Consider the following 22,356-nt stretch of genomic DNA (forward strand, 5'->3'; position numbering starts at 1 on the left):
TCACACCTCATCCGATCTTTACCCGATAACAACAAACACCAGGACGCCCTCTCCAATGGCCACCGAAGTCAAAGTTCCGGTTCTTCCCGAATCCGTTTCCGATGCCACCATCGCCAGCTGGCACAAAAAAGCCGGCGACGCGGTCAAGCGCGACGAGAATCTGGTCGACCTGGAAACCGACAAGGTCGTACTGGAAGTGCCCTCGCCCGTCGATGGGGTGCTGAAGGAAATCAAGTTCGAGGAAGGCGCCACCGTGACCAGCCAGCAGTTGCTGGCCATCATCGAAGAAGGTGCCACCGCGGCCGCCGCTCCTGCCGCCGAAGCGCCCAAGGCTGAAGCGCCCAAAGCCGAGGCGCCCAAAGCCGCTGAAGCTCCCAAGGCCGTGGCTTCCGCCGCTCCTGCGCCCGCTTCCAAAGGCGCGGCTGACGAACTGCCGCCGGGTGCGCGCTTCACTGCGGCGACTCAGGGTATCGATCCGTCGCAGGTGGAAGGCACCGGCCGCCGCGGCGCGGTGACCAAGGAAGACCTGGTCAACTACGCCAGCGGCAAGACCGCCGGTGTGTCCGGCGGCGCCCGTCCGGAAGAGCGCGTGCCGATGACCCGCATCCGTGCGCGCATCGCCGAACGCCTGATGCAATCCAAGAATTCCATCGCCATGCTCACCTCGTTCAACGAGGTCAACCTGGGCAAGGTCATGGCAATGCGCAAGGAACTGGGCGAATCCTTCGAGAAAGCCAACGGCATCAAGCTGGGTTTCATGAGCTTCTTCGCCAAGGCCGCCGCCAACGCGCTGCAACGCTATCCTGTGGTCAACGCTTCGGTCGACGGCAACGACATCATCTATCACGGCTACGCCGACATCTCCATTGCGGTATCCACTGAGAAAGGCCTGGTCACGCCGGTGCTGCGCAACGTCGAGCGCCAGAGCTTCGCCGACATCGAAAAAGGCATTGCCGAATACGCCAAGAAAGCGCGCGACGGCAAGCTGAGCCTGGAAGACCTGCAGGGCGGCACCTTCACCATTACCAACGGCGGTACCTTCGGCTCGCTGATGTCCACGCCTATCGTGAACCCGCCGCAGAGCGCCATCCTGGGCATGCACGCCATCAAGGAACGCCCCATTGTCGAGAATGGCCAGGTTGTCGCGGCACCGATGATGTACATCGCACTGTCCTACGACCACCGCATCATCGATGGCAAGGATGCAGTGCTGTTCCTGGTCGATATCAAGAACCAGCTGGAAAATCCGCACAGGATGCTTCTCGGCATGTAGTGCCGAAAAGCATCGGGAATCGGGAATAGAGAACCGGGAATGGGCACAAGCCATACCCTTCCCGCTTCTCCGCTTCCCACCATTCCCGATTTCCTATCTCCGATTCCCGTGAGCGAATGCTAATGAGCGAACAACAACAATTCGACGTCGTCGTCATCGGTGCCGGCCCCGCCGGCTATCACGCTGCCATTCGTGCCGCGCAGTTGGGGCTGAAGACGGCCTGCATCGATGCCGCGCTAGGCAAGGACGGCAAACCGGCGCTGGGCGGCACCTGCCTGCGCGTGGGCTGCGTGCCGTCGAAGGCGCTGCTGGACAGTTCGCGCCAGTTCTACAACCTGCAGCATCTATTCGGCGATCACGGCATCACCACCAAGGACGCCAAGATCGACGTCGGCACCATGATCGGCCGCAAGGACAAGATCGTGAAGCAGTTCACCGGCGGCATCGCAATGCTGTTCAAGGCCAACAAGGTCACGCCGTTCTACGGCTTTGGCCAGCTGCAGCCGGGCAACGTCGTCAAGGTCAAGCAACACGACGGTAGCGAAGTCGAACTCAGGGGCACCAACGTGGTGATTGCCGCGGGCTCGGATTCCATCGAACTGCCTTTCGCCAAGTTCGACAACGAATACATCGTCGACAACGTCGGCGCACTGGATTTCACCGCTGTGCCCAAGCGGCTGGCGGTGATCGGCGCAGGTGTCATCGGCCTTGAGCTGGGCAGCGTGTGGAAGCGCCTGGGCGCCGAGGTCACCATCCTGGAAGCCCTGCCCGACTTCCTGGCCGCCGCCGACGCCGAAGTGGCCAAGACCGCCGCCAAGGAGTTCAAGAAGCAAGGGCTGGACATCCGTCTGGGCGCCAAGGTCAGCAAGACCGAGATCAAAGGCAAGGGCAAGACCAAGGAAGTCGAGGTCACCTACAGTGACGCCGAAGGCGAGAAGACCATCGTGGTCGACAAGCTGCTGGTCGCCGTGGGCCGCAAGGCAGCAACCAAGGGCTTGCTGGCCGATGACACCGGCGTGAAAGTCAACGAACGCGGCCAGATCGAAGTGGACGAGCATTGCCACACCGGCGTAGATGGCGTGTGGGCGGTCGGCGACTGCGTGCGCGGTCCGATGCTGGCGCACAAGGGTTTCGAGGAAGGCATCGCGGTCGCCGAATTGATCGCTGGCCTGCCCGGTCACGTCAATCTCGACACCGTACCTTGGGTTATATACACCGAGCCGGAAATCGCCTGGGTCGGCAAGACCGAACAACAGCTCAAGGCCGAAGGTACGCCGTACAAGACGGGCAGCTTCCCGTTCGCCGCGGTGGCGCGTGCGGTCGCGATGGGCGAGCCGGCCGGCTTCGTCAAAGTCATCGCGCATGCAGAAACCGATCGCGTGCTGGGCTTGCACCTAGTCGGCGTGGGCGTGTCCGAATTGGTCCACGAAGGTGTGCTTGCGATGGAGTTCAATGGCTCCGCCGATGACCTGGCGCGCATCTGCCACGCGCATCCGACACTGTCCGAAGCCATCCACGATGCCGCTATGGCGGTAGATAAGCGCGCGATACATAAGACGAATTAAGGGCCGGGAATGGGGAAACGGGAATAGGAAAGCGGAAAGCGTTTCCTGCTCGTCCTCATCCGTCGCGCGAACGCCGGCACTAGTGCCGGCGTTTTCGTTTCTCGGCTTTGCTCTTTACTATTCTCCATTCCCGTTTCTCCATTCCCGGCCCCCATGAAATCCATCTGCGTCTACTGCGGCTCCAACGCCGGCAACAAGCCCGCCTACGCCGAACGAGCGATGGCCTTGGGCGATCGCATCGCGAAGGAAGGTCTGCAGTTGGTCTATGGCGGCGGCAATGTGGGATTGATGGGCATCGTAGCCGATGCCGTTCTGCAAGCTGGCGGCGAAGTGGTCGGCGTAATCCCGGAACAACTGGTCGGTTGGGAAGTCGCGCACCGCGGCCTGACTCGGCTGGACGTCGTGGCCAACATGCACGAACGCAAGATGCGCATGTTCGATCTGGCCGACGGCTTCGTTGCCCTGCCCGGCGGCTTCGGCACACTGGATGAAATGTTCGAAATGCTGACCTGGCGCCAGCTGGGCATCGGCAACAAGCCGTGCGCGTTCCTGGATGTGGAAGGTTTCTATACGCCGCTGATCGGCATGATCGACCGCATGGTAGAAGAGCGCTTTCTACATCCCGACCAGCGCAATGATCTATGGCACGGCGAAGATATCGGCGTGTTGATGCAGTGGATGAAGGACTACGAGCCTGCGCAGGCGTCCAAGTGGATTGATGAGAAACGGCGGAAGTCTTTGCGTTGATTTCTGTAGCGCTGCTCAGAGAGTTTCCCTGAGGGCGAAGTCTCTGGGTCCCGGCGTTCGCCGGGATGACGGCATTATTTATGTGTAGCTGGCCTGCAAGTAGGCGGCTTCTTTCATTCGGGCTAATGATGCACAAAAAAAAGCCTCGTCATCCCGGCGAACGCCGGGACCCAGCGGCTTTGATGCTTGATCCGTGATCGATACCACAGCAAGATAACTATCTAAAGAGGCAACTCGGCCGGAGCGCCATATGCAGGAACGGATTCCCTGCGTCTACATCCTCGCAAGTGGGCGCAACGGCACTCTATATATCGGAGTCACTTCAAACCTACCATCGCGCATCTGGCAGCACAGGAACGATCAAGTACCGGGCTTCACGCGGCGCTATCGCGTCCACACTTTGGTCTGGCACGAAGCACACGGCAGCATGGAGTCGGCGATAGCACGCGAGAAAGCGCTGAAGGAATGGAAGCGCGCGTGGAAGATCCAGATGATCGAAGACAGCAATCCCTACTGGCGTGACCTATATCAAGACATCCTGTAGCGCCTCCGCTAGCGGTCGCTCTTTTTTGGCAAAATCCAGATCAAAACGAACCATCGCTTTGCTTTTGCAGCCGCCAATGGCAAGAATTGAAAGCGCTGGGTCCCGGCATTCACCGGGACGACGGATAAATAAAATGACTGCGCTTAATTCCTTCACCGCTTTCCGCATCCACAACGACACCAATGGCTACCGCAGCGGCATCGAGTCGATTTCGCTGGACGACTTAAATGCCGGCGAAGTCGTCATCAAGACCGCGTACTCATCGGTCAACTTCAAGGATGCGCTGGCGGGTACCGGCCAGGGCAAGATCCTGCGCCATTTTCCATTGGTGGGTGGTATCGACGTCGCCGGGCATGTGGTCGCATCGACCGATCCAAAATTCCGAGAAGGCGATGCGGTGCTGGTGACCGGTTGCGGACTCAGTGAGACGCGCGACGGCGGTTACGCTGAATATGCGCGGCTGGAGGCCAAATGGGTCATTTCCCTGCCCGCTGGTCTCAGTTTGCGTGAAAGCATGATTCTGGGCACTGCCGGCTTCACCGCCGCGCTAGCGCTCTATCGGCTAAGAGACAATCGGCAGACGCCCGAACTGGGGCCGCTTGCGGTTACCGGGGCCACCGGTGGGGTGGGTTCGCTGGCCGTCGACATCTTCAGCCGGGCCGGATTCGAAGTGCACGCCATCAGCGGAAAACCGGAAAACAGCGACTACCTGAAGTCCATCGGCGCCAGCGAAGTGCTGGGACGTGACGTGCTGGCGACTGCCCGGCCGATGGAGTCTGTACGCTTCGGCGGTGGCCTGGACAACGTGGGCGGCCCCATGCTGACCAGTCTGCTGGCGCAGACTGCGCTCTATGGCAACGTCGCCACCGCCGGCCTTGCGGCCAGTCATGAACTGGACGCCACAGTCATGCCGTTCATCATCCGCGGGGTGTCGTTGGTCGGTATTGCCTCTGCCGGAACGGCCCGCGACATCCGGGACGACATCTGGCGGCATTTGGCCGACGACTGGAAACCGGTGCATTTGGACACCATTTGCACCCGGGAAATCGGTCTGAATGGGCTCCCGGAGGTCTTTAAAGCCATGCTGGCGGGCCATTCTTTCGGTCGGACGGTGGTCAAACTAGGATAAAAGCTGATTCCGTCACGCCAGTTCTACCTCCCCCCATTTCTGTTGTGTCAATCTCGCTCTACAATCGGCGCGGGGACAACTTGGGGAACTCCATGGCAAGAATTTTGATCGTCGACGATTCACCATCGCAACTGCTGGGCATCCAGCGCATCGTCGAGAAACTGGGGCATGAATCCCTGACCGCCGAGGACGGCGCCGCTGGCGTGGAAGTTGCCAAGCGTGAACTGCCCGACATGGTGTTGATGGACGTGGTCATGCCCAACCTCAATGGCTTCCAGGCAACGCGTACGCTCAGCCGGGAAGCCACCACGAAGCATATCCCGGTCATCCTGGTGACGACCAAGGACCAGGACACCGACCGCATGTGGGGACTGCGGCAAGGTGCCAAGGCCTATCTGACCAAGCCGTTCTCGGAAGACGAACTGGCGGAAGTCATCGAGCGTGTCTTCAACGCACGGGAATTGCCATCGCCTCCAGCGGCGTAGTTTTTCTTCATTAGCTGTTCGTCAAAAAAGAGCAGGCCCAGGCCTGCTCTTTTTTGTCCGTCCGCATGCGTGCCCTACCGTAGGAGCGCCGTCTCGGCGCGAGCTCTTCCTGTCAGTCGCGATAGAAGCGAGAAAAGCTCGCGCCGAGACGGCGCTCCTACGGAAGCTCGGGTATTCGATCTTCGCCGAAATTTAGGAAGCCTTTTCGCCGAATGCCTGGGCCAGATCGCGATACGCCTGGCGTTGATCTTCGCTGCTCGCCCGGGGCGCGGTGACTTCCAGTTCGATGATCTGATCGCCCGGCGGCGTGCCTGGCAATCCTCGGCCGCGCAGCCGCAGCTTGCGACCGGAATCCGAATCCGCGGGAATCTTCACGTCCACCGGTCCCCCCAAGGTGGGTACGCTCAGGGTCGCTCCCATTGCGGCCTGCCATGGCGTCACCGGCAGCACGAAGATGATGTTGCGTCCGTCCACCTCGAACTGCGGGTGCGCCGCATATTCGATCTCCAGCAGCAGACTGCCGCCGCTGGTGCCCTGCCCCGCCAGCCGGATCACTTGCCCGGGCTTGATGCCCTTCGGCACCTTGATATCCAACTGCTTGCCATTGACGTTCACGCGCACGCTGTCGCCGTCGTAAATCGTCTGCAACGGCACCGCCAGCTTGGCGTGCGAATCACGGGGTGCTTGCGGTCCGCGCGCCTGCGCACCATCGGCGCGCGCGCGCCGGCCGAACAGTCCTTCAAAGAAATCGCTGAATCCACCGTTGTTGCCGGGGCCGGCGCTGCCGAAGACTTCTTCGAAATCGAACCCTTGGCCGCCGTATCCGCCCTGGCCGAAGTCGGGCGGCGGACGGAATTCCTCGCCGGGACGGTAGCCGCGCGCGCGCAATTGATCGTAAGCGGCGCGTTTTTGCGGATCGCGCAGCGCTTCATACGCTTCGTTGACGGCTTTGAACTGTTCTTCGGCGCCGGTTTCCTTGCTGACATCAGGATGGTACTTGCGCGCCAGCCGCCGGTACGCCGTTTTGATCTCGGCGTCGCCTGCGGTGGGCTCGACGCCCAGGACTGCGTAGTAATCCTTGAATTGCATAAAACTCCACTGCTGATCGGTTTCGGGAAGACCGCCCGCAGCCTTCGCGAGAAAAGCCGCGGGGCGGACGCCATGAGCGATTCTAGGGCTTGTCGGCAATCCGCGCAGTTTATATGCGCCACCAACGCGGCAGAATGTAGCTCGGTATCCGCCGCTCCGGTACGCAGTTCAGCTCGCGCGGGGCCTCTCTGAAAAAACCCAGGAATCCTGTAGGAGCGCCGTCCCGGCGCGAGCTTTTGGCTTCTGCCGCGATCTGACGGGAAGAGCTCGCGGCGAGACGCCGCTCCTACAAGAAGAAGAACAGCGCTTACTGCACTTGAATACGCCGCGGCGTGGTTTCAGGCTTCTTGGGAATATCGATCTGCAATACGCCGTGCTTGCCAGTTGCGGTGATGCCATCCGGGTTGGCGCTATCCGGCAGCGCGAAGCGGCGGTAGAACGTGCCATGTGCGCGTTCCACCCGCGAATAGCGTCCGTTCTCGTCCTTCTCAGACTGGCGCGCGCCGCGCAACGTCAGGATGCCTTTGTCCATATGGATTTCAATGTCCTTCGGATCCACGCCGGGAATGTCGGCCAGGATCACGAAACGGTCGCCGTCTTCGCGGATGTCCACGCGCGGGGTCCACTGACTGGTGACGACGTTGGACTGATCGCCTTCATCATCCAGAAAACGGTCGAACACCTGCTTGATCTCGTCCTGCAATCCACGCGCGTTGGACCAGGGGTGGTACTGCACACTGCTCATATAAGGTTCTCCACTTGGGGGCGTACCGGTCCATCCGGGCGCCGATAGCCGGAAAATAAGTCTGTCCCCCCGCATTTCAAGCCCGTCACGCCGCAGCCGCCTGGTGGCGGTAAACTCCGTTCAGCTGACAAATAAAGGAATGCCCACATGACCATCCAGACTGGCGATCAAGTACCCGAAGTCATCCTCAAGCGCATCCGCGATGGCGTCGAAACCGTGGACACCCGCGCCTTGTTCGAAGGCCGCAATGCCGTGATGTTCGCCGTGCCTGGCGCGTTTACGCCGACCTGTTCGGAAAAACATCTGCCCAGTTATGTGGAGCAGTTCGACGAGTTCCGCAAGCGCGGCATCGAAGTGTTCTGCGTCTCGGTCAACGATCCCTTTGTCATGCAGGCGTGGGGCAAGTCGCAGAACATTCCCGACGGGCTGCAGATGCTGGCCGACGGTAATGGAGACCTGGTGCGGGCATTGGGCCTGGAAATGGACGCCAGCGCCTACGGCATGGGTATTCGCGCCAGGCGCTTCGCAATGTACGTGGAAGATGGCGTAGTGCGTAGTCTGTTCGTCGAGGCGCCGGGTGAGTACAAGGTTTCCTCAGCCGAGCACGTGCTGGAGCAGATCGGCTGATTTGCCTTTGCTCTCGGCTCTCGTAGAGCGGAGCTTGCTCCGCTGTTTTTAGAATAAAACGAAAGAGCAGCCAAGCAAGCTTGGCTCTATAAAAGGCACAGGTAAATTCCTTGTGGGAGCGACGCAAGTCGCGACGTTGAGGTTTCCGGTCGCGACTTACGTCGCTCCCACAAGGATGTTGTATCGGCTGCCGCCATGATGGATTGACAGCCAAAATAGGATCTAGGCACTACGGAGCCCGCTTGTAATCAGCGCAATACATTGAACCGAATGCGCGTCCAGGCACCGCTATCGGCCAAAGCCGTCAGCGTATGCGCCCCGGTTTCGTCAAAGTCGCGTGTGAACGCGCGGGCGCCATGGGTTTCGGCAATCCACTTGCCGTCCAGTAACCATTGGACGCGGGTGTCGGTGCCCAACGCGCGCAGCTGCAGGCGTGCGCCGTGGAGGCTGCCCGGAGCACGGGCAATGGTCGCCTGATCGTTCAAGCCTTCTATGCGAAGCTCCTCCACCGCATCGCGTCCGTCAGCAATACAGTCTGGCGAAAGCGATGGCAGCCGCGACGCGCGGCGAGCTTCCTGCGACAACCAGGGCGAAGCCAGAGCCGGCCAGCGCGCGATTTCGGCGGTTTGTGTTTCATGTGTCTCAGTGCATTCGGCGGACAGACGTAGGCCGGTTTTCGCGTCCATCTGGAAACGCTCGCGGCCGGCATTCCATAGCCGCGCATCGCGTTCGGCGAACGTGGGCGGAACCGCGCCGCCCAATGTCCAGGCCTGCATCCGGCGTTGGCATAGCCGTGGCGCTTCTGGCTCCGGCGGCACACCCAACGGCCAGCAGATCTCGGTCTGCGCCACGCTGGCCGGCGGCGGGCGCGGCACTGCGTCGCCGCGCGTGCGCGGCAGGCTGTCGATCACTTCAAACATCAACGGCAATGCGGTGACGGCGCCGTATTGACCGGGCAAGGGTGTGCCATCGGGCCGACCCACCCACACGCCGACGGTGTAGCGCCGGGTGCCGCCAATGGCCCATGCATCGCGAAAACCGTAGCTGGTGCCGGTTTTCCACGCCACGCGCGGACGGCTGCCAATGTCGAACGTTCCCATGCCATAGCCAGGCCGCGGATTGGCTTCCAGCATCTCGCGCACGATCCAGGCCGCGCCGGGCGACAGCAAGCGCCGGTCCAATGCAGGGTCTGCAACCGTGTACCGCACTCGCCCTGAAAGACCATCGCGATTGAATGCCGCGAACGCACCCACCAAGTCTTCCAAGCGTGCCCCGGTGCCGCCCAGGATGAGCGACAAATTCGGCTGGGAGCCGCGTGGATATTTCAGCGCCAGGCCGTTGTTCGCCAACCGCGCGGAGAAGCGCGTGGGTCCTACCCGATCCAGCAAGTCCACGGCCGGAACGTTCAGCGACAGGCGCAACGCTTCAGCAGCGCCGATCGGTCCGTTGAATGCGGCATCGAAATTGCCCGGCCGATAGCCGCCAAATGACTGCGGGGCGTCAATTAGCAGGCTTTCCGAATGGATCAGCCCGTCGTCCAATGCCAGACCATAGAGGAACGGTTTCAAAGTGGAGCCCGGCGAGCGCCACGCGCGCACCATGTCTACATGGCCCAGTCGGGCTTTGTCGCCGAACGCGGCCGAACCGACATAAGCGCGTGCTTCCATGCTGGTGTTGTCCACAACGAGCAAAGCGGCCGACGTACGCTCCGGCAGCATTGAAAAATAGGCCGAAACGCGCTCTTCCAGCGTGCGCTGCAGCTGGGGATCGAGCGTCGATTCGATCCGTGCCGCTCGTGGTTGAGCCTGACGCAATCGCTCCGCCAGCAACGCCGCCTGCATCGGCGGCTGAAGCGAACGTGCCACGACCGGTTCGATGCGGGCGTCGCGCACGTCGTGCTCGGTCCATACGCCGAGCCGTGCCATCCGCTCCAACACCTTGTCGCGAGCCACCTGCGCCGCGTCAGGATGACGATCAGGACGCAGACGGCTGGGCGACTGTGGCAGCACCGCCAACAGCGCCGCCTCGGCCTGCGACAGCTGCGATGCCGGCTTGCCCAAGTACGCCCAACTGGCGGCTTCCACGCCTTCGATGGTGCCGCCAAATGGAGCGCGTTCGAGATACAGCGTCAGGATTTCGCGTTTGGACAGGTGTGCTTCCAGTTGCAAGGCCCGCAGCAGCTGCTTGGCCTTGCCCCATGGCGTGCGCGAATGCCGGTCGAGGATGCGCGCCACCTGCATGGTCAGCGTCGACCCACCAGAGACAATGCGTCCACGCCGGATCCATTGTCCGCCGGCACGCAGCAACGCCCACGGATTTACGCCTGGGTGTTTCCAGAACCACCGGTCTTCGTAATTCAGCAGCGCCTGCAAGTAGAGCGGCGACACGTTCTCCGGCGTAGCCGGATAACGCCACACGCCATCCCGATCCGCGAATGCGCGCAGCGGCGTGCCATCGCGCGCCACTACCAACGTGCTGGTGTCGCGCGCCTTGGGCAAGGGTGGAGGAAAGGCGAAGTCCAGCGCCAGCAGCGTGAGCAGTACAGCGACTGCGCTCCAGCGGAGCCAGGTTTGGATGCGCTGCAAAGCTTCCCTTCTCCCTCCGGGAGAAGGTGTCGCGAAGCGACGGATGAGGGAATGGAGGTTCCGTGCCACGTGTGTCTAATGCGCGCTGAAAGTCCGCTCCCTCATCCGCCCTGCGGGCACCTTCTCCCAGGGGGAGAAGGGAAGCTTTCTCCTCACGGCTGCACCACCGTAATCGTCGCAGGTGTCGACTTACCCACGCCGCGAATCTCCGGCCGGTACATATCTTCCACCAAGGGCGGCGGCACGGTGTAGGTACCCGGCGTGACCGCGCGTACGAGATAGAACACCTTGGCGGTGCTGCCCTTGCTCAACTTCAACGCCGCCACATAACGATCATCGCGATACTCCTCGTGCTTGACGTCGGCAGCGCCGGAGCGGTCGGTGATCTCGATGCCGTCCACCACCACATCGGCCCACTGCTTGGCGTCCCCCAGATTGAAGTTTTCGATCTCAAGCCCGGCCGGCAGCAGGTCGGTGAATAGCGCATCGGGCATGCTGACGTCGGGAGTGATGCCCACGCGGACAATCAACGCCTCGCCTTCCTTCAATGTTCCGCCATTCCACTCCTTGCCGTCGGTGGTGTAGTAACGGCGCTCTATTCCGACTTGACGGTTATCCGGTGCCGGTGCCGCACGCGGTATGCCGCTGATTTCCATGCTGGCGAACAGCGGCGGCGTACCTTCCGGCACGAAACGCACACCCTGCGATAGCGCCGCATAGTCGAAATCGCGACCGAAGAGCTTTGTTGCAGCGATCGCTTCGCCGTCGCCACCAATGCTCCACTGCCCGGAAACAAGCTTGCTCTGGTCGACCATCAGCGCCTTGCCCAACCGCGCCAGCGCTACTTGCTCCTGCGTGCTCAGCCACAACCATCCGCTGTTGCGGCGAGCATCCAGTTCGCGGCCCAGCGCCACGGAGCGCGCATCGTATTCCGGCTTGGTCAGCTTTCGCTCGTGCACCAGTGCAATCATCAGCGCGTCGTCGCGCAGACGGGTGCCGTAATCGCCTAAATACTCCGGACGTTCGCCCGTCTTGGCGAAACCAGCCGCAATCGCTTTGGCGCCACGTTGCTTATCGCCCTGCAGCGACAATGCGATGCCCAGGTGCACCAGCGGCAGGCCGGTCAGGCTCTTGCCGCGCTGGTTGTCATAGAGCGCGCGCAACGTGCCCAGCGGAGCACGATTGACGCGGGCCAGCACGTAACCCGCATAAGCCTGGTTGGCGAACTTGAGGTGTTCGCGCCGATCATAGCCGTAGAACTGTGCACCGCCCGCCAGCAGATCTTCACTGAGCCGCGTCAGTGCCTTCTGCAGTACGGCGTCCGGCACCGCAAATCCACCTTCGCGCGCGTCCAGCAGAAACTCTGCGACGTAAGGCGTCAAACTCGGATTGACGTAGTCGTCATTGCCCCACATCGAAAAGTGGCCGCTGGATATCTGCATCGAGGCCAGCCGGCCGAATGCGCCTTCCATACGCTCGCGCCGTTGTTTCGCATCCAGTCCGGTGACGCCCAGCATCTTCGCCGTCGCCTCGTCCAGTTCCAGCGCCGCGTAGCCTTTGCTGGTGGTCTGTTCGGCGCAGCCATAGGGGTATTCCAGAGTTCCCTTCAATGCGCTGGCGAAAGGGATCGGCGGCATGGCGCTGACCGTCATGCGCGCGTTCACCGAACCGGTCATCAACCCATCGGCGAATCCAGCGCCCAGTTCGATCGGCGACAGACTATCCAGTACCCGGGTCTGGGCACGCAATACCGCTGGCCATGCCGCGCGCACCGGCAGGTCGTAACGACGGTCCACCTTGAATCCGCCACCGTCGACGCGCACTCGCACCTTGGCGGTGGTATAGCCCTCGCCTGCGGTGATCGGGAAGCTGAGCGTGGTCTTTTCGTCCGCCGCCAGCTTGGCGGTACGTGCGGCATCGGCGATCGACAACGGGCCTTCGCCGTCCACCCGCACTTTGAATTCGCCAGGCTTGCCGCTGAAGTTCTGTACGTCCAGCGTCACCATGCTCTTGTCGCCCGGCGCCAGCACGCGCGGCATGCTGGCTTCGGCGACGATAGGCGCGCGCACCAGCGTCTCGCGATCGCGATTGCCGTAGCGCTGATCCGAATAAACCACCGCCGAAACCCGCAAGGTGCCATTGAAATCAGGCACCTTCAGCGGGATACGCGCGTTGCCTTTGCCATCCAGCTTGACCGCACCGGAGAACAGATCCACCGTCTGCACCCGCGATGTCGGCCGCTTGGCCTGCGGCAACGCGCTGAGCGCCATATCGCCGCCGAAGCGAATCTTCGCACTGCCACCTTCGAAGCTCTCAATGACGCGACCGTAGATGTCATAAGCATCCACGCCCAATCGCCGCTGTGCGAAGAAATGCGTATTGGCGTCCGGCACAGGAAAACGGGTGATGTTGAGAATGCCCACGTCGACGGCCGAAACCGTGACGTGGGCTTCCTTGCCTGCGAGTTCCGGCACGCTGACCATCACCGGCAGATTCTGCTCAGGCCGCATCTGTTGAGGAACCGACAAGCCTACCGCCACGCGTCGCGCTTTGCGGTCCATCGGTACATACGCCACACCCACCGCGCGTGCCGGCGTGATCTTGCTGGGCACCGAGCCGCCGCGGAATACCAGTGCGGTGACATAGATGTCGTGGCGCTCCCAGTCTTTGGTGACCGGGATAGAGAATGTGCTGCCCGGCTTGCCTTCGCCGCCTTTCACCTCGATGTCCTGCACGTACAGCATGCGATCGCTTTCGACCATCAACAGGCCGCGCCCCGCATGTGGCGGCGTCACCGTCACTTTCAACGTATCGCCAGCCTTGTAGGCCGTCTTGTCCAGCGACAGCTTGACCTTGTCGGGGCGTGCGTCGAGTCCGCGATTTTGGTCGTCCCAGCTCCAACCGGCGTGGAAGGGATAACGCGTGGTAAGCCCGGTGGCCGGATCGAACACATCCAGCCGGTACTCGCCCCACTCCACCGGGTAGTCGAACTTGGCAGCCGTGGCACCCACGTCGAGGGTTTTGATTTCCAGATTCTCGAAGCGCCGGGTGAAGTCGTAATCCCAACCGTCGTCGCTGTGGTTCCAGTGATAGTCGCGATGCTCGCGCACCAGCGTGACCTTGATGCCCTTGCCTGGTTGCGGCTTCCCATCGGCATCCACGCGTACCAGTTCGAAACCAGCGTTGCTGTTGGCATCCGCGCCGTCCTTGTCGTCGAACAGCGGGCGCACGCCGACCAGTGCATCGGCCGGCCACAAGACGCGCTTGAGCGTGCGGTTGACGGTGCGCCCGCCAGTTTCGTAGACGCTGCCGGAAACCACGGCCGCAATCGTGCTGACGGGTTTGGCTTCAGCCGGCAGCGCGATGTCCTCGCTGTAGCGGCCTTTCTCGTTGAAGCTGGCATCGATGATGTCCTTGGCTTCCTTCGGCAGCGTCAGCGTCGGATCGCCAAAGAAGTAACCAGGCAGTTGCTCCAGCGGGTGCTGTTCCACTTCAACCGCGAGCTTGGCGGTGAAGCGATTGCCGGACGCCGGAGCGCCGTAGAGATAAGCCGCCACCGCTTCCAGCTTGAATGGCTCGCCCGGCTTCAGCACCTTTTGCGGCGTTTCCAGATCCAGCTTCATCCGCTCGGGCAGGAATTCTTCGATGCGCAGGGTCATGCCCTGCACCGCGTCCTTGCTGGCCGGATCGGTGCGGAATTCCACCTGCCAACGGCCGGTGGGCGCTTCCTGCGGGATGACCTGTTCGAACGCGAAGTAACCTTGGCTGCCGGGCTCGATGCGGGTTTCGCGGAATGTCTTGCCGTCCGGCTGCTTCAGGCGCAGGAAGATGGGTTGTGGCTTGATCGGCTTGCCATCGTTATCGCGCAACAACGCCGAGATACGCACCGTTTCGCCCGGGCGATAGAGATCGCGTCCGGACCAGGCAAACACATCGAACCATGCCTGGCCGCGCCCCGCGACCGCAAACTCAGAAAGATCCAGCGCGGGCTGGTTGAACGGCAACAGCGTTACGTCCTTGCTGTGCTTGGCGACCAACACGTGGCTGGCATCCAGCGCGTAGTTGAGCATCGCGTTGCCGTTGCTATCGGTCTTGCCGGTCAGGAACGGCTCCCCTTTGGCGTCCAGGATGCGCAGTTCCACGCCACCGATCGATTCGCCGCTTTGCAGCGAAGCGGTATGCACAAACAACTTGTCCTTGTACGCACGGGTATGCAGGCCAATATCGCTGACGGTGAAGAAAGCGGTTTCGAAATCGCCGGAGAACTTGCCGGTGCGCTTCATCACGGCGAAGTACAGACCCGGCTCCTGCAGCTCCGGTACCTCCTGCACTGGCAGATACGTCAGCAGACGTTCGTTTGGTTTACCGCCGAGTACAAAGCGATTGACGTACACCGGCTCGGCCAGTTCCGACAACGGCGTGTTATCGCCATATTCGCTGTCCAGGTCCCAACTGCCGCGGCGTCCCCCGCGTTGATACTCGGAGAAGAACCGTGGCAAGGATTTTTCGGTGACGCGCAAGAATTCGACGTCCACTTCCTTCACGTTGATCGACACCACCGGCAGGCCGCGGCTTTCGCGTGCGGGCAGTACACTGCCCTGTGAAGCGAAACCGACCGCGGGCTCCAGTTCGCCGGTGTGGATTTTCTGCGTCAGTTCCTTGCCTAGCCGGCTACCCTCGGCCGCCAGCAGATCCGCGCGCACCAAGACGTTGTAATCCTTGGCCGCTTCCACGGAGGGAAAGCGCAGAATCCGGCCTTTATCGTCCAGCACCCAACTGCCTTTCACCACGGCGCCATTCGCATCGGTAACGGCCAGCAGCCGATCGAAATCCTGCGAACTGACCAATGGCTGGCTGAACTCCAGCGCGATCGCCAGGTTCCCGTCATGCTGATCAGGATAGGCGCCGATCAGCGCAAAGCCCTTGACCTCTTCGCGCACGCTGCGGACCGGTTCGCCGCTGACTTCCGGCAGCTGGCCGGTGTCGTTGCGCTTGCACCCCGCAAGCACCAGCAACGCCAGGACAAAAAGAAAAAACGCGCTGGCTCGTAAGCCGCGCGCATTGGTGAAAGCCATCATTTGCGGTGCCGACCCCATGTGCATTTCCCTGCTCCGGTTCTATCGGCAGTATAGAACGCGGAATGGGTGGGTTTGGGGTCAGTGAGATAGGAATCTATCCTTGTGGGAGCGACGTAAGTCGCGACCGGAAACATCAACGTCGCGACTTACGTCGCTCCCACAAGGATAGATTCTAGATTCGCACTCCAAAATTAAGAACCCCCGGGTTTCCGTCCGGGGGTTCTTTAGCTGTTCCAGCCTGTGCGTCAGGCCTGAGGCTGCGGCTCGATGGGAGCTACGGGCAGCGCTTCGTCGCCCTCTTCATCTTCCTCCAGCGATGCGTCCAGGCGTTCCACCGCTTGCAGCGTCTCGCCTTCGGACAGCCGGATCAGGGTCACGCCCTGAGTGTTGCGGCCTACTTGGGAAATGCCCGCGGCGCTGGTGCGCACCAAGGTGCCGCCGTCGGAGATCAGCAGCACTTCATGGTGGTCGGACAACTGGATAGCACCCACCAGCTTGCCGTTGCGCACGGTGGTCTTCAATGCGATGACACCGCGAGTGCCGCGGCCCTTGCGGGGATACTCGGCAACCGAGGTGCGCTTGCCATAGCCACGCTCGCTGGCGGTCAGGATGTCGCCATCGCCATCGATCACGACCAGGCTGACTACTTCCGAGCCTTCCACGTGAACCACAGGCGCCGCGCCTTCTTCTCCGGCGTCGCCCTCCTCGTGCTCGGCTTCGCTATCACTACCATCCACCAGACGCATGCCGCGCACGCCGGTGGCGGTACGGCCCATCGGCCGCACCGACGATTCGGAGAAACGCACTGCGCGACCGTTGGACGCGAACAGCATGATGTCGCGTTCGCCATCGGTCATCGCCACACCTACCAATGCGTCACCCTCATCCAGATTGATGGCGATCTTGCCGCGCGCCAGCTTGAACGCGAACTCAGTCAACGGCGTTTTCTTCACCGTGCCGTTCTGCGTGGCGAAGAACACATAGCGGCCTTCTTCGTACTCGCGCACCGGCAGCACGGCCTGCACCTTCTCACCGGCTTCCAGGGGAATCCAGTTGATGATGGGGCGGCCGCGGGCGTTAGAACCGGCTTCTGGTAACTGGTGCACCGGCAACCAGAACACCTTGCCGCTGCTGGTAAAGGTCAATAGCGTGTCGTGCGTGTTGACCAGCCACAGCTGGTCGATGAAATCCTCTTCCTTGGTCGCCGCCGCGCTGCGGCCGCGGCCGCCTCGCCGTTGCGCGCGATACGCGCTGGCCGGCTGGCGCTTGGCGTAACCGGAATGCGACAACGTCACCACCACGTCTTCCGGCGCGATCAGATCCAGGATGTCCAGGTCTTCTTCGCTGGGACGAATCTCGCTGCGGCGAGCGTCGCCGAACTCGGCCTTGACGTTCAGCAGCTCATCGCGGATCACCTGCAACAGCACATCCGGGTTTTCCAGAATGCGGATCAGGCCGGCGATGGCGTCCAGCAGTTCCTTGTATTCCTCGGTCAGCTTTTCCTGTTCCAGACCGGTCAGGCGGTGCAGGCGCATTTCCAGGATCTGGGTGGCCTGCGCCTCGGTCAGCTGGTACATGCCGTCGAGGAAACCGACGCCCTTGGGCAGGTCTTCCGGACGCGAAGCTTCCGCGCCGGCGGCGGCCAGCAGCGTTCCCACCAGACCCGGTGCCCAGGTCTTGGCCAGCATGCGCTCGCGCGCTTCCTGCGGATTGGCCGACGTCTTGATCAGTTCGATCATTTCGTCGATGTTGGCCAACGCGACGGTCAAACCTTCCAGGATGTGGGCGCGGGCGCGGGCCTTGCGCAGTTCGAAGATGGTGCGGCGGGTGACGACTTCGCGGCGGTGGCGCACAAAGGCTTCCAGCATCTGCTTCAGGTTGAGCAGCTGCGGACGGCCGTCGACCAGCGCGACCATGTTGATGCCGAACACCGACTCCATCGGCGTTTGCTGATACAGATTGTTCAAGATCACTTCGGCGGATTCGCCGCGCTTGACCTCGATGTAGATGCGCATGCCGTCCTTGTCGGACTCGTCGCGCAGTTCGCTGATGCCTTCCAGCTTCTTTTCTTTCACCAGCTCGGCGATCTTCTCGATCAGCCGCGCCTTGTTCACCTGGTATGGAATCTCGGTGACGATGATCGACTCGCGGCCATTATCGTCATTGACCTCGATGTCGGCTTTGGCGCGCATACGCACGCGGCCGCGGCCGGTGCGGTAGCCGGCCACGATGCCGGCGGTGCCGTTGATGATGCCGGCAGTGGGGAAATCCGGGCCGGGGATGTATTCCATCAGCGCATCAATATCGATCGACGGGTCTTCGATCAGCGCGATCAAGCCGTCAATGACTTCCGACAGATTGTGCGGCGGGATATTGGTGGCCATGCCCACCGCGATACCGGCCGAGCCGTTGACCAGCAGGTTCGGGAACCGGGTCGGCATGACCGTGGGTTCCTGTTCCTTCTCATCGTAGTTGGGCTGGAAATCGACGGTTTCCTTGTCGATGTCGGCCATCAGTTCGTGCGTCAGGCGCGCCATGCGCGCTTCGGTGTAACGCATGGCGGCGGCGCTGTCGCCGTCCACCGAACCGAAGTTGCCTTGGCCATCGACCAGCAGGTAGCGCAGCGAGAACGGCTGCGCCATGCGCACCAGCGTGTCGTATACCGACTGGTCGCCGTGCGGGTGGTACTTACCGATCACGTCACCGACGATACGGGCCGACTTGTAGTAAGGCTTGTTGCTGTGGGCGCCAAGCTCATGCATGGCGAACAGGACACGGCGATGCACGGGCTTGAGGCCATCGCGGACATCCGGGAGTGCGCGGCCCACGATCACGCTCATGGCGTAATCGAGATAGCTCCGGCGCATCTCGTCTTCGAGGTTGACGGGGATGATTTCCTTGGCGAGATCTGCCATTCGGTTTCCGTTGCTCTGTCAGTTCTTCGGCCAAAAGCCGGGCTGCCGAGATACTGTCGGCGGGCCGGAATTCGGTGGGATTTTCAACCTCGGAATGATACCACAGACAGGCACCAAAAAGGCCCCTGAGAGCTTCCAGAAACAAGCACTTACCGCTGTTGGGTCGACTTTGGGCCGCGTTGGCCTGGGCTGCTTTCCTGGCGCCAAGGGAAAGGGACTTGGCTCTACGAAAGCGCGGATGCGTTCCTTGTGGGAGCGACGTGAGTCGCGACCGGAAACATGGACGTCGCGACTCACGTCGCTCCCACAAGGATGCCAAGCCGACACTGCCGCCATGACGGCCTACATAGCTCCCGGCCCTACAACCGGGAATCAGCCAAATGCGGCCCGCATGCGCTCGGTGTTGGGGTGCTCTATCACGCCTTTCTCGGTGACGATGGCGTCGATCAATTCCGCTGGCGTCACGTCGAACACCGGGTTCCAGGCGACGATGCCTTCGGCCACCGTGCGCACGCCACCCACGCCGAACATCTCGCCGGGGTCGCGTTCTTCGATCTCGATGGTTTCGCCATTGGGCGTAGCCATGTCGACCGTCGAGGATGGCGCCACCACCATGAACTTGACGCCATGATGCCGCGCGGACAGGGCCAACTGATATGTGCCGATTTTGTTGGCGGTGTCGCCGTTGGCGCAGATGCGGTCGGCACCCACCACCACCCATTTCACCGCACCGGTCTTCATCAGATGGGCGGCAGCGGAATCGGCGATGAGCGTCGCGGGAATGCCGTCCTGTTGCAGCTCCCAGGCGGTCAGGCGCGCGCCTTGCAACCAGGGGCGGGTTTCACCGGCGAAAACTTTGCCGATGCGCTCCTGCGCCACGCCAGCGCGGATCACTCCCAGCGCAGTGCCGAAACCGGCGGTGGCCAGCGAACCGGTGTTGCAATGGGTCAGCACTCCGCTGCCGGGTTCGATCAGCGCTGCTCCCAATGCCCCCATGCGCCGGTTGGCGGCCAGGTCTTCCTCGGCGATCGCCAACGCTTCCAGTTCCAGCGAACCGCGCCAGTCGTTGCCGGCCGTCTTCAACGCCGCGCGCATGCGCGCCAGCGCCCAGGCCAGATTGACGGCGGTAGGACGGGCCGCGTTGAGCCGCTGCAGAGCGGGTTCCAGTTTCTCCAGAGCCTCGGCCGACGTCGCCGCCATCACCTCACGCGCCGCCAGTACCACGCCCCACGCCGCGGCGATACCGATGGCGGGCGCGCCACGCACGGCCAGGCTATGAATGGCATCGGCGACTTCGTCGCTGGCCGTGCAGGTCAGGTATTCGACCGTGAAAGGCAGCTTGCGCTGGTCGAGGAGCTCAAGCGCGACGCCGGTCCAGCGAATGGGACGAATGCGATCGTAACGGGCGTAGTCGAAGGTCTCGTTCATGCCGCCCATTGTACCGGGCATCGGCAAGCGCCCGTGTTACCGCTTGGTCTTTACGAGCGTTCCGAAAGCCTCGTCACCACGCGCGGAATTCAGCGCGGCAGCCTTCCGTGACCCACACGCCCCGGCGATCCTGTCCCCATGTGCGGCCTTCGATACACGGCGTGCGCGAGACCTGGCGCACCAGGCTGACGCGGCGTGCGTTGACCTCGCAGTAGCGGGTGCGGCGGTCGTTGGAATCGCAGCGGAACACCTGCCCATGACCATTGCCATGATCGCCATTCCAGCCGCCACCCCAACCTCCTCCGCCCCAGCCACCACCACGACGACTGACTTCAAATTCCGCCCGGCAGCCTCGATTCACCCAGATCGCACCACGCTCGCGTCCCCAGTTGTGACCTTCGACGCAACGGGTCTTGGATACTTGGCGCACCAGACGGACATGGCCGCCGCGCGGGATGGCGCAAGTGCGGTGGCGCCCGTCGTTGGAGTCGCAACGCACGATCTGCGCACCGCCGCCACCGCCATTCCAGCCTCCGCCACCGCCCGTACGAAACTCAGCCCGGCAGCCATGGCTGACCCACACACCATTGCGGTCATAGCCCCAATTTCGACCTTCCACGCAGTGCGTCTTGGAGAGCCCGCGTACCAGTTCGACGCCGCCGCGTACATCCACTGCGCAGTGGCGATAACGGTTGTCCCTGGATTCGCAGCGGAACGCCTGGCCACCGCCGCCGTAATAGCTGTCGTAGTTTTGAGGCGCCGCTATCACTTGCCCGTTGGAGGCCAAGCCCACGACGAGGGAACACAAAGCAATCAACACACGCATGGCAGCACCTTCATTCCTCGATTGCGAATGAATCTACCGAGCCATCATGAACGTGAATACAAGAAATCGTTTTCGGCCATTACCGGTTCTATAGCCGTTTTGCTTTCGCTCAGAAATTTGCCCACGATCCGCCGCGAGTCAAGGCCACTACCTGTGGCGGAGCGAGCAACACACCATGGGAGCGCGTGAGCGTTTCGGCCACTCCACGCGATCCGCGTGCCGGGCGCTACGGGATTTCGGAGCCTCTCAGGCTCGGGCGAAATCGAACGCCAATACATCGCCGATGCGTGCGGTATTCAACATCGTCATCAGCAAGCGATCGACGCCCAGTGCCACGCCGGCGCAGTCGGGAAATCCGTCGGCTAACGCCGATAAAAGGCGGGTATCGACGTCCGGGCACTCCAGCCCACGTTGGCGGCGGAGCTCCATATCGCGCCGGAAGCGGCCGCCCTGCTCTTCCGCATCGGCCAGTTCGTGATAGCCGTTGGCCAATTCCAGCGAGCCCAGATAAAGCTCGAAGCGTTCGGCGACGGGAATCTCGTCCTGGCGTATACGTGCCAGCGCGCATTGCGAAGCGGGATAGTCGTAGACCGCCAGCAATTGATCCGGCGCGAAAGCAGGCTGCAGACGATGTGTCATCAGCAGGTCCAGCCAATCGTCGCGCGTCAGGCCTTCTGGATCGATGTTGACATTGCCAAGTGCGGCGCGCAGCGCGTCGATGTCGGCCGAGGCGGGATCGATCCCCAACCACTGCCGATACAGATCGCGGTAGGCGATCTTCTCGACCTTCAATTCCGTGCTCCGCCCCACCAGCGCCAGCGCATCGCGCAGCAGCGCGATACATTCGCCGATCAGCCGTTGATGGTCCCAGCCGGCGCGGTACCACTCGAGCATGGTGAACTCGGGATTGTGGCGGCCACCGGCTTCGCCATCGCGGAATACGCGGCCCAGTTCATAGCAATCGCCGATCCCTGCGGCTACCAGCCGCTTGAGCGGAAACTCGGGCGACGTACGCAGCCAACGCCGGCGCGGCCCCGCATCTACATGTCCGCCGAACTCCAGCGAGAACGACGCGATGTTGGGGTCGGTGTTGCCGGCCTGCGACAAGATGGGTGTTTCTACTTCCAGCACATTGCGTTTGGCGAAGAAATCGCGGATCAACGCATTGAGCTTCGCGCGCAGGCGGATGGCTTCGAAGGGCGCCGAAGGTTGCCAGGTCATCCGATCTTTTCCTTGTAGGAGTCGCACCGGCATGCCGGTGCGGGTGAGTCGCGATGAAACTTTACAGGTAGAGCTTCATCGCGACTTACGTCGCTCCTA

General features: G+C 62.1%; 15 protein-coding genes. 7 read left to right on the plus strand and 8 right to left on the minus strand.

The window, feature by feature from the left end; translation table 11 throughout:
* The first annotated feature begins 55 nt into the window (after positions 1–55).
* The 6 genes from sucB (at position 56) to pilH (ending at position 5,743) form a co-directional block, all read left to right on the plus strand.
* Positions 56–1,273, plus strand: coding sequence for a dihydrolipoyllysine-residue succinyltransferase (gene sucB / locus AB6O04_RS09665; protein ID WP_368563651.1), 1,218 nt, complete (start codon positions 56–58; stop codon positions 1,271–1,273).
* A gap of 122 nt (positions 1,274–1,395) precedes the next feature.
* Positions 1,396–2,838 carry a dihydrolipoyl dehydrogenase gene (gene lpdA / locus AB6O04_RS09670; RefSeq protein WP_368563652.1) on the plus strand — a complete coding sequence of 481 codons (1,443 nt, stop codon included), beginning with the start codon at positions 1,396–1,398 and terminating at the stop codon, positions 2,836–2,838.
* A 153-nt stretch (positions 2,839–2,991) separates the two neighbouring features.
* On the plus strand, positions 2,992–3,585 hold the full coding sequence (locus tag AB6O04_RS09675) for a TIGR00730 family Rossman fold protein (protein ID WP_368563653.1): 594 nt from the start codon (positions 2,992–2,994) through the stop codon (positions 3,583–3,585).
* Between the two features lie 250 nt (positions 3,586–3,835).
* Positions 3,836–4,129, plus strand: coding sequence for a GIY-YIG nuclease family protein (locus AB6O04_RS09680; protein WP_368563654.1), 294 nt, complete (start codon positions 3,836–3,838; stop codon positions 4,127–4,129).
* Positions 4,130–4,262: 133 nt separating this feature from the next.
* Complete coding sequence (locus AB6O04_RS09685) at positions 4,263–5,258, plus strand: YhdH/YhfP family quinone oxidoreductase (protein WP_368563655.1); 996 nt, start codon at positions 4,263–4,265, stop codon at positions 5,256–5,258.
* 92 nt (positions 5,259–5,350) lie between these two features.
* Positions 5,351–5,743, plus strand: coding sequence for a twitching motility response regulator PilH (pilH, locus tag AB6O04_RS09690; protein WP_337341531.1), 393 nt, complete (start codon positions 5,351–5,353; stop codon positions 5,741–5,743).
* 192 nt (positions 5,744–5,935) lie between these two features.
* Here the strand turns inward: pilH and AB6O04_RS09695 are convergent, their stop codons facing one another.
* The gene (locus AB6O04_RS09695; protein ID WP_368563657.1) at positions 5,936–6,832 is read right to left on the minus strand and encodes a DnaJ C-terminal domain-containing protein; all 897 of its coding nucleotides are present in this window, start codon (positions 6,830–6,832) and stop codon (positions 5,936–5,938) included.
* Between the two features lie 307 nt (positions 6,833–7,139).
* Positions 7,140–7,577, minus strand: a complete 438-nt coding sequence (locus AB6O04_RS09700) for an Hsp20/alpha crystallin family protein (protein WP_368563659.1) — start codon at positions 7,575–7,577, stop codon at positions 7,140–7,142.
* Between the two features lie 147 nt (positions 7,578–7,724).
* Between AB6O04_RS09700 and AB6O04_RS09705 the strand changes: the two genes are divergently transcribed.
* The gene (locus AB6O04_RS09705; protein WP_368563660.1) at positions 7,725–8,204 is read left to right on the plus strand and encodes a peroxiredoxin; all 480 of its coding nucleotides are present in this window, start codon (positions 7,725–7,727) and stop codon (positions 8,202–8,204) included.
* A gap of 248 nt (positions 8,205–8,452) precedes the next feature.
* Here AB6O04_RS09705 and pbpC read toward each other — a convergent pair whose 3' ends face one another.
* The 6 genes from pbpC to epmA form a co-directional block, all read right to left on the minus strand.
* Positions 8,453–10,834 carry a penicillin-binding protein 1C gene (gene pbpC / locus AB6O04_RS09710; protein ID WP_368563697.1) on the minus strand — a complete coding sequence of 794 codons (2,382 nt, stop codon included), beginning with the start codon at positions 10,832–10,834 and terminating at the stop codon, positions 8,453–8,455.
* A gap of 107 nt (positions 10,835–10,941) precedes the next feature.
* Positions 10,942–15,864 (minus strand): alpha-2-macroglobulin, encoded by a 4,923-nt coding sequence (locus AB6O04_RS09715; protein ID WP_368563698.1) that lies wholly within the window; start codon positions 15,862–15,864, stop codon positions 10,942–10,944.
* Between the two features lie 248 nt (positions 15,865–16,112).
* Complete coding sequence (gyrA, locus tag AB6O04_RS09720) at positions 16,113–18,782, minus strand: DNA gyrase subunit A (protein ID WP_368563661.1); 2,670 nt, start codon at positions 18,780–18,782, stop codon at positions 16,113–16,115.
* Positions 18,783–19,154: 372 nt separating this feature from the next.
* On the minus strand, positions 19,155–20,210 hold the full coding sequence (gene mtnA / locus AB6O04_RS09725) for an S-methyl-5-thioribose-1-phosphate isomerase (protein WP_368563662.1): 1,056 nt from the start codon (positions 20,208–20,210) through the stop codon (positions 19,155–19,157).
* A gap of 73 nt (positions 20,211–20,283) precedes the next feature.
* Positions 20,284–21,036, minus strand: a complete 753-nt coding sequence (locus AB6O04_RS09730; RefSeq protein ID WP_368563663.1) for a DUF3011 domain-containing protein — start codon at positions 21,034–21,036, stop codon at positions 20,284–20,286.
* Between the two features lie 246 nt (positions 21,037–21,282).
* The gene (gene epmA, locus AB6O04_RS09735; protein ID WP_368563664.1) at positions 21,283–22,257 is read right to left on the minus strand and encodes an EF-P lysine aminoacylase EpmA; all 975 of its coding nucleotides are present in this window, start codon (positions 22,255–22,257) and stop codon (positions 21,283–21,285) included.
* Positions 22,258–22,356: the final 99 nt, after the last annotated feature.

This window comes from Pseudoxanthomonas sp. UTMC 1351, from assembly GCF_040948865.1.
Lineage (GTDB): Bacteria > Pseudomonadota > Gammaproteobacteria > Xanthomonadales > Xanthomonadaceae > Pseudoxanthomonas_A.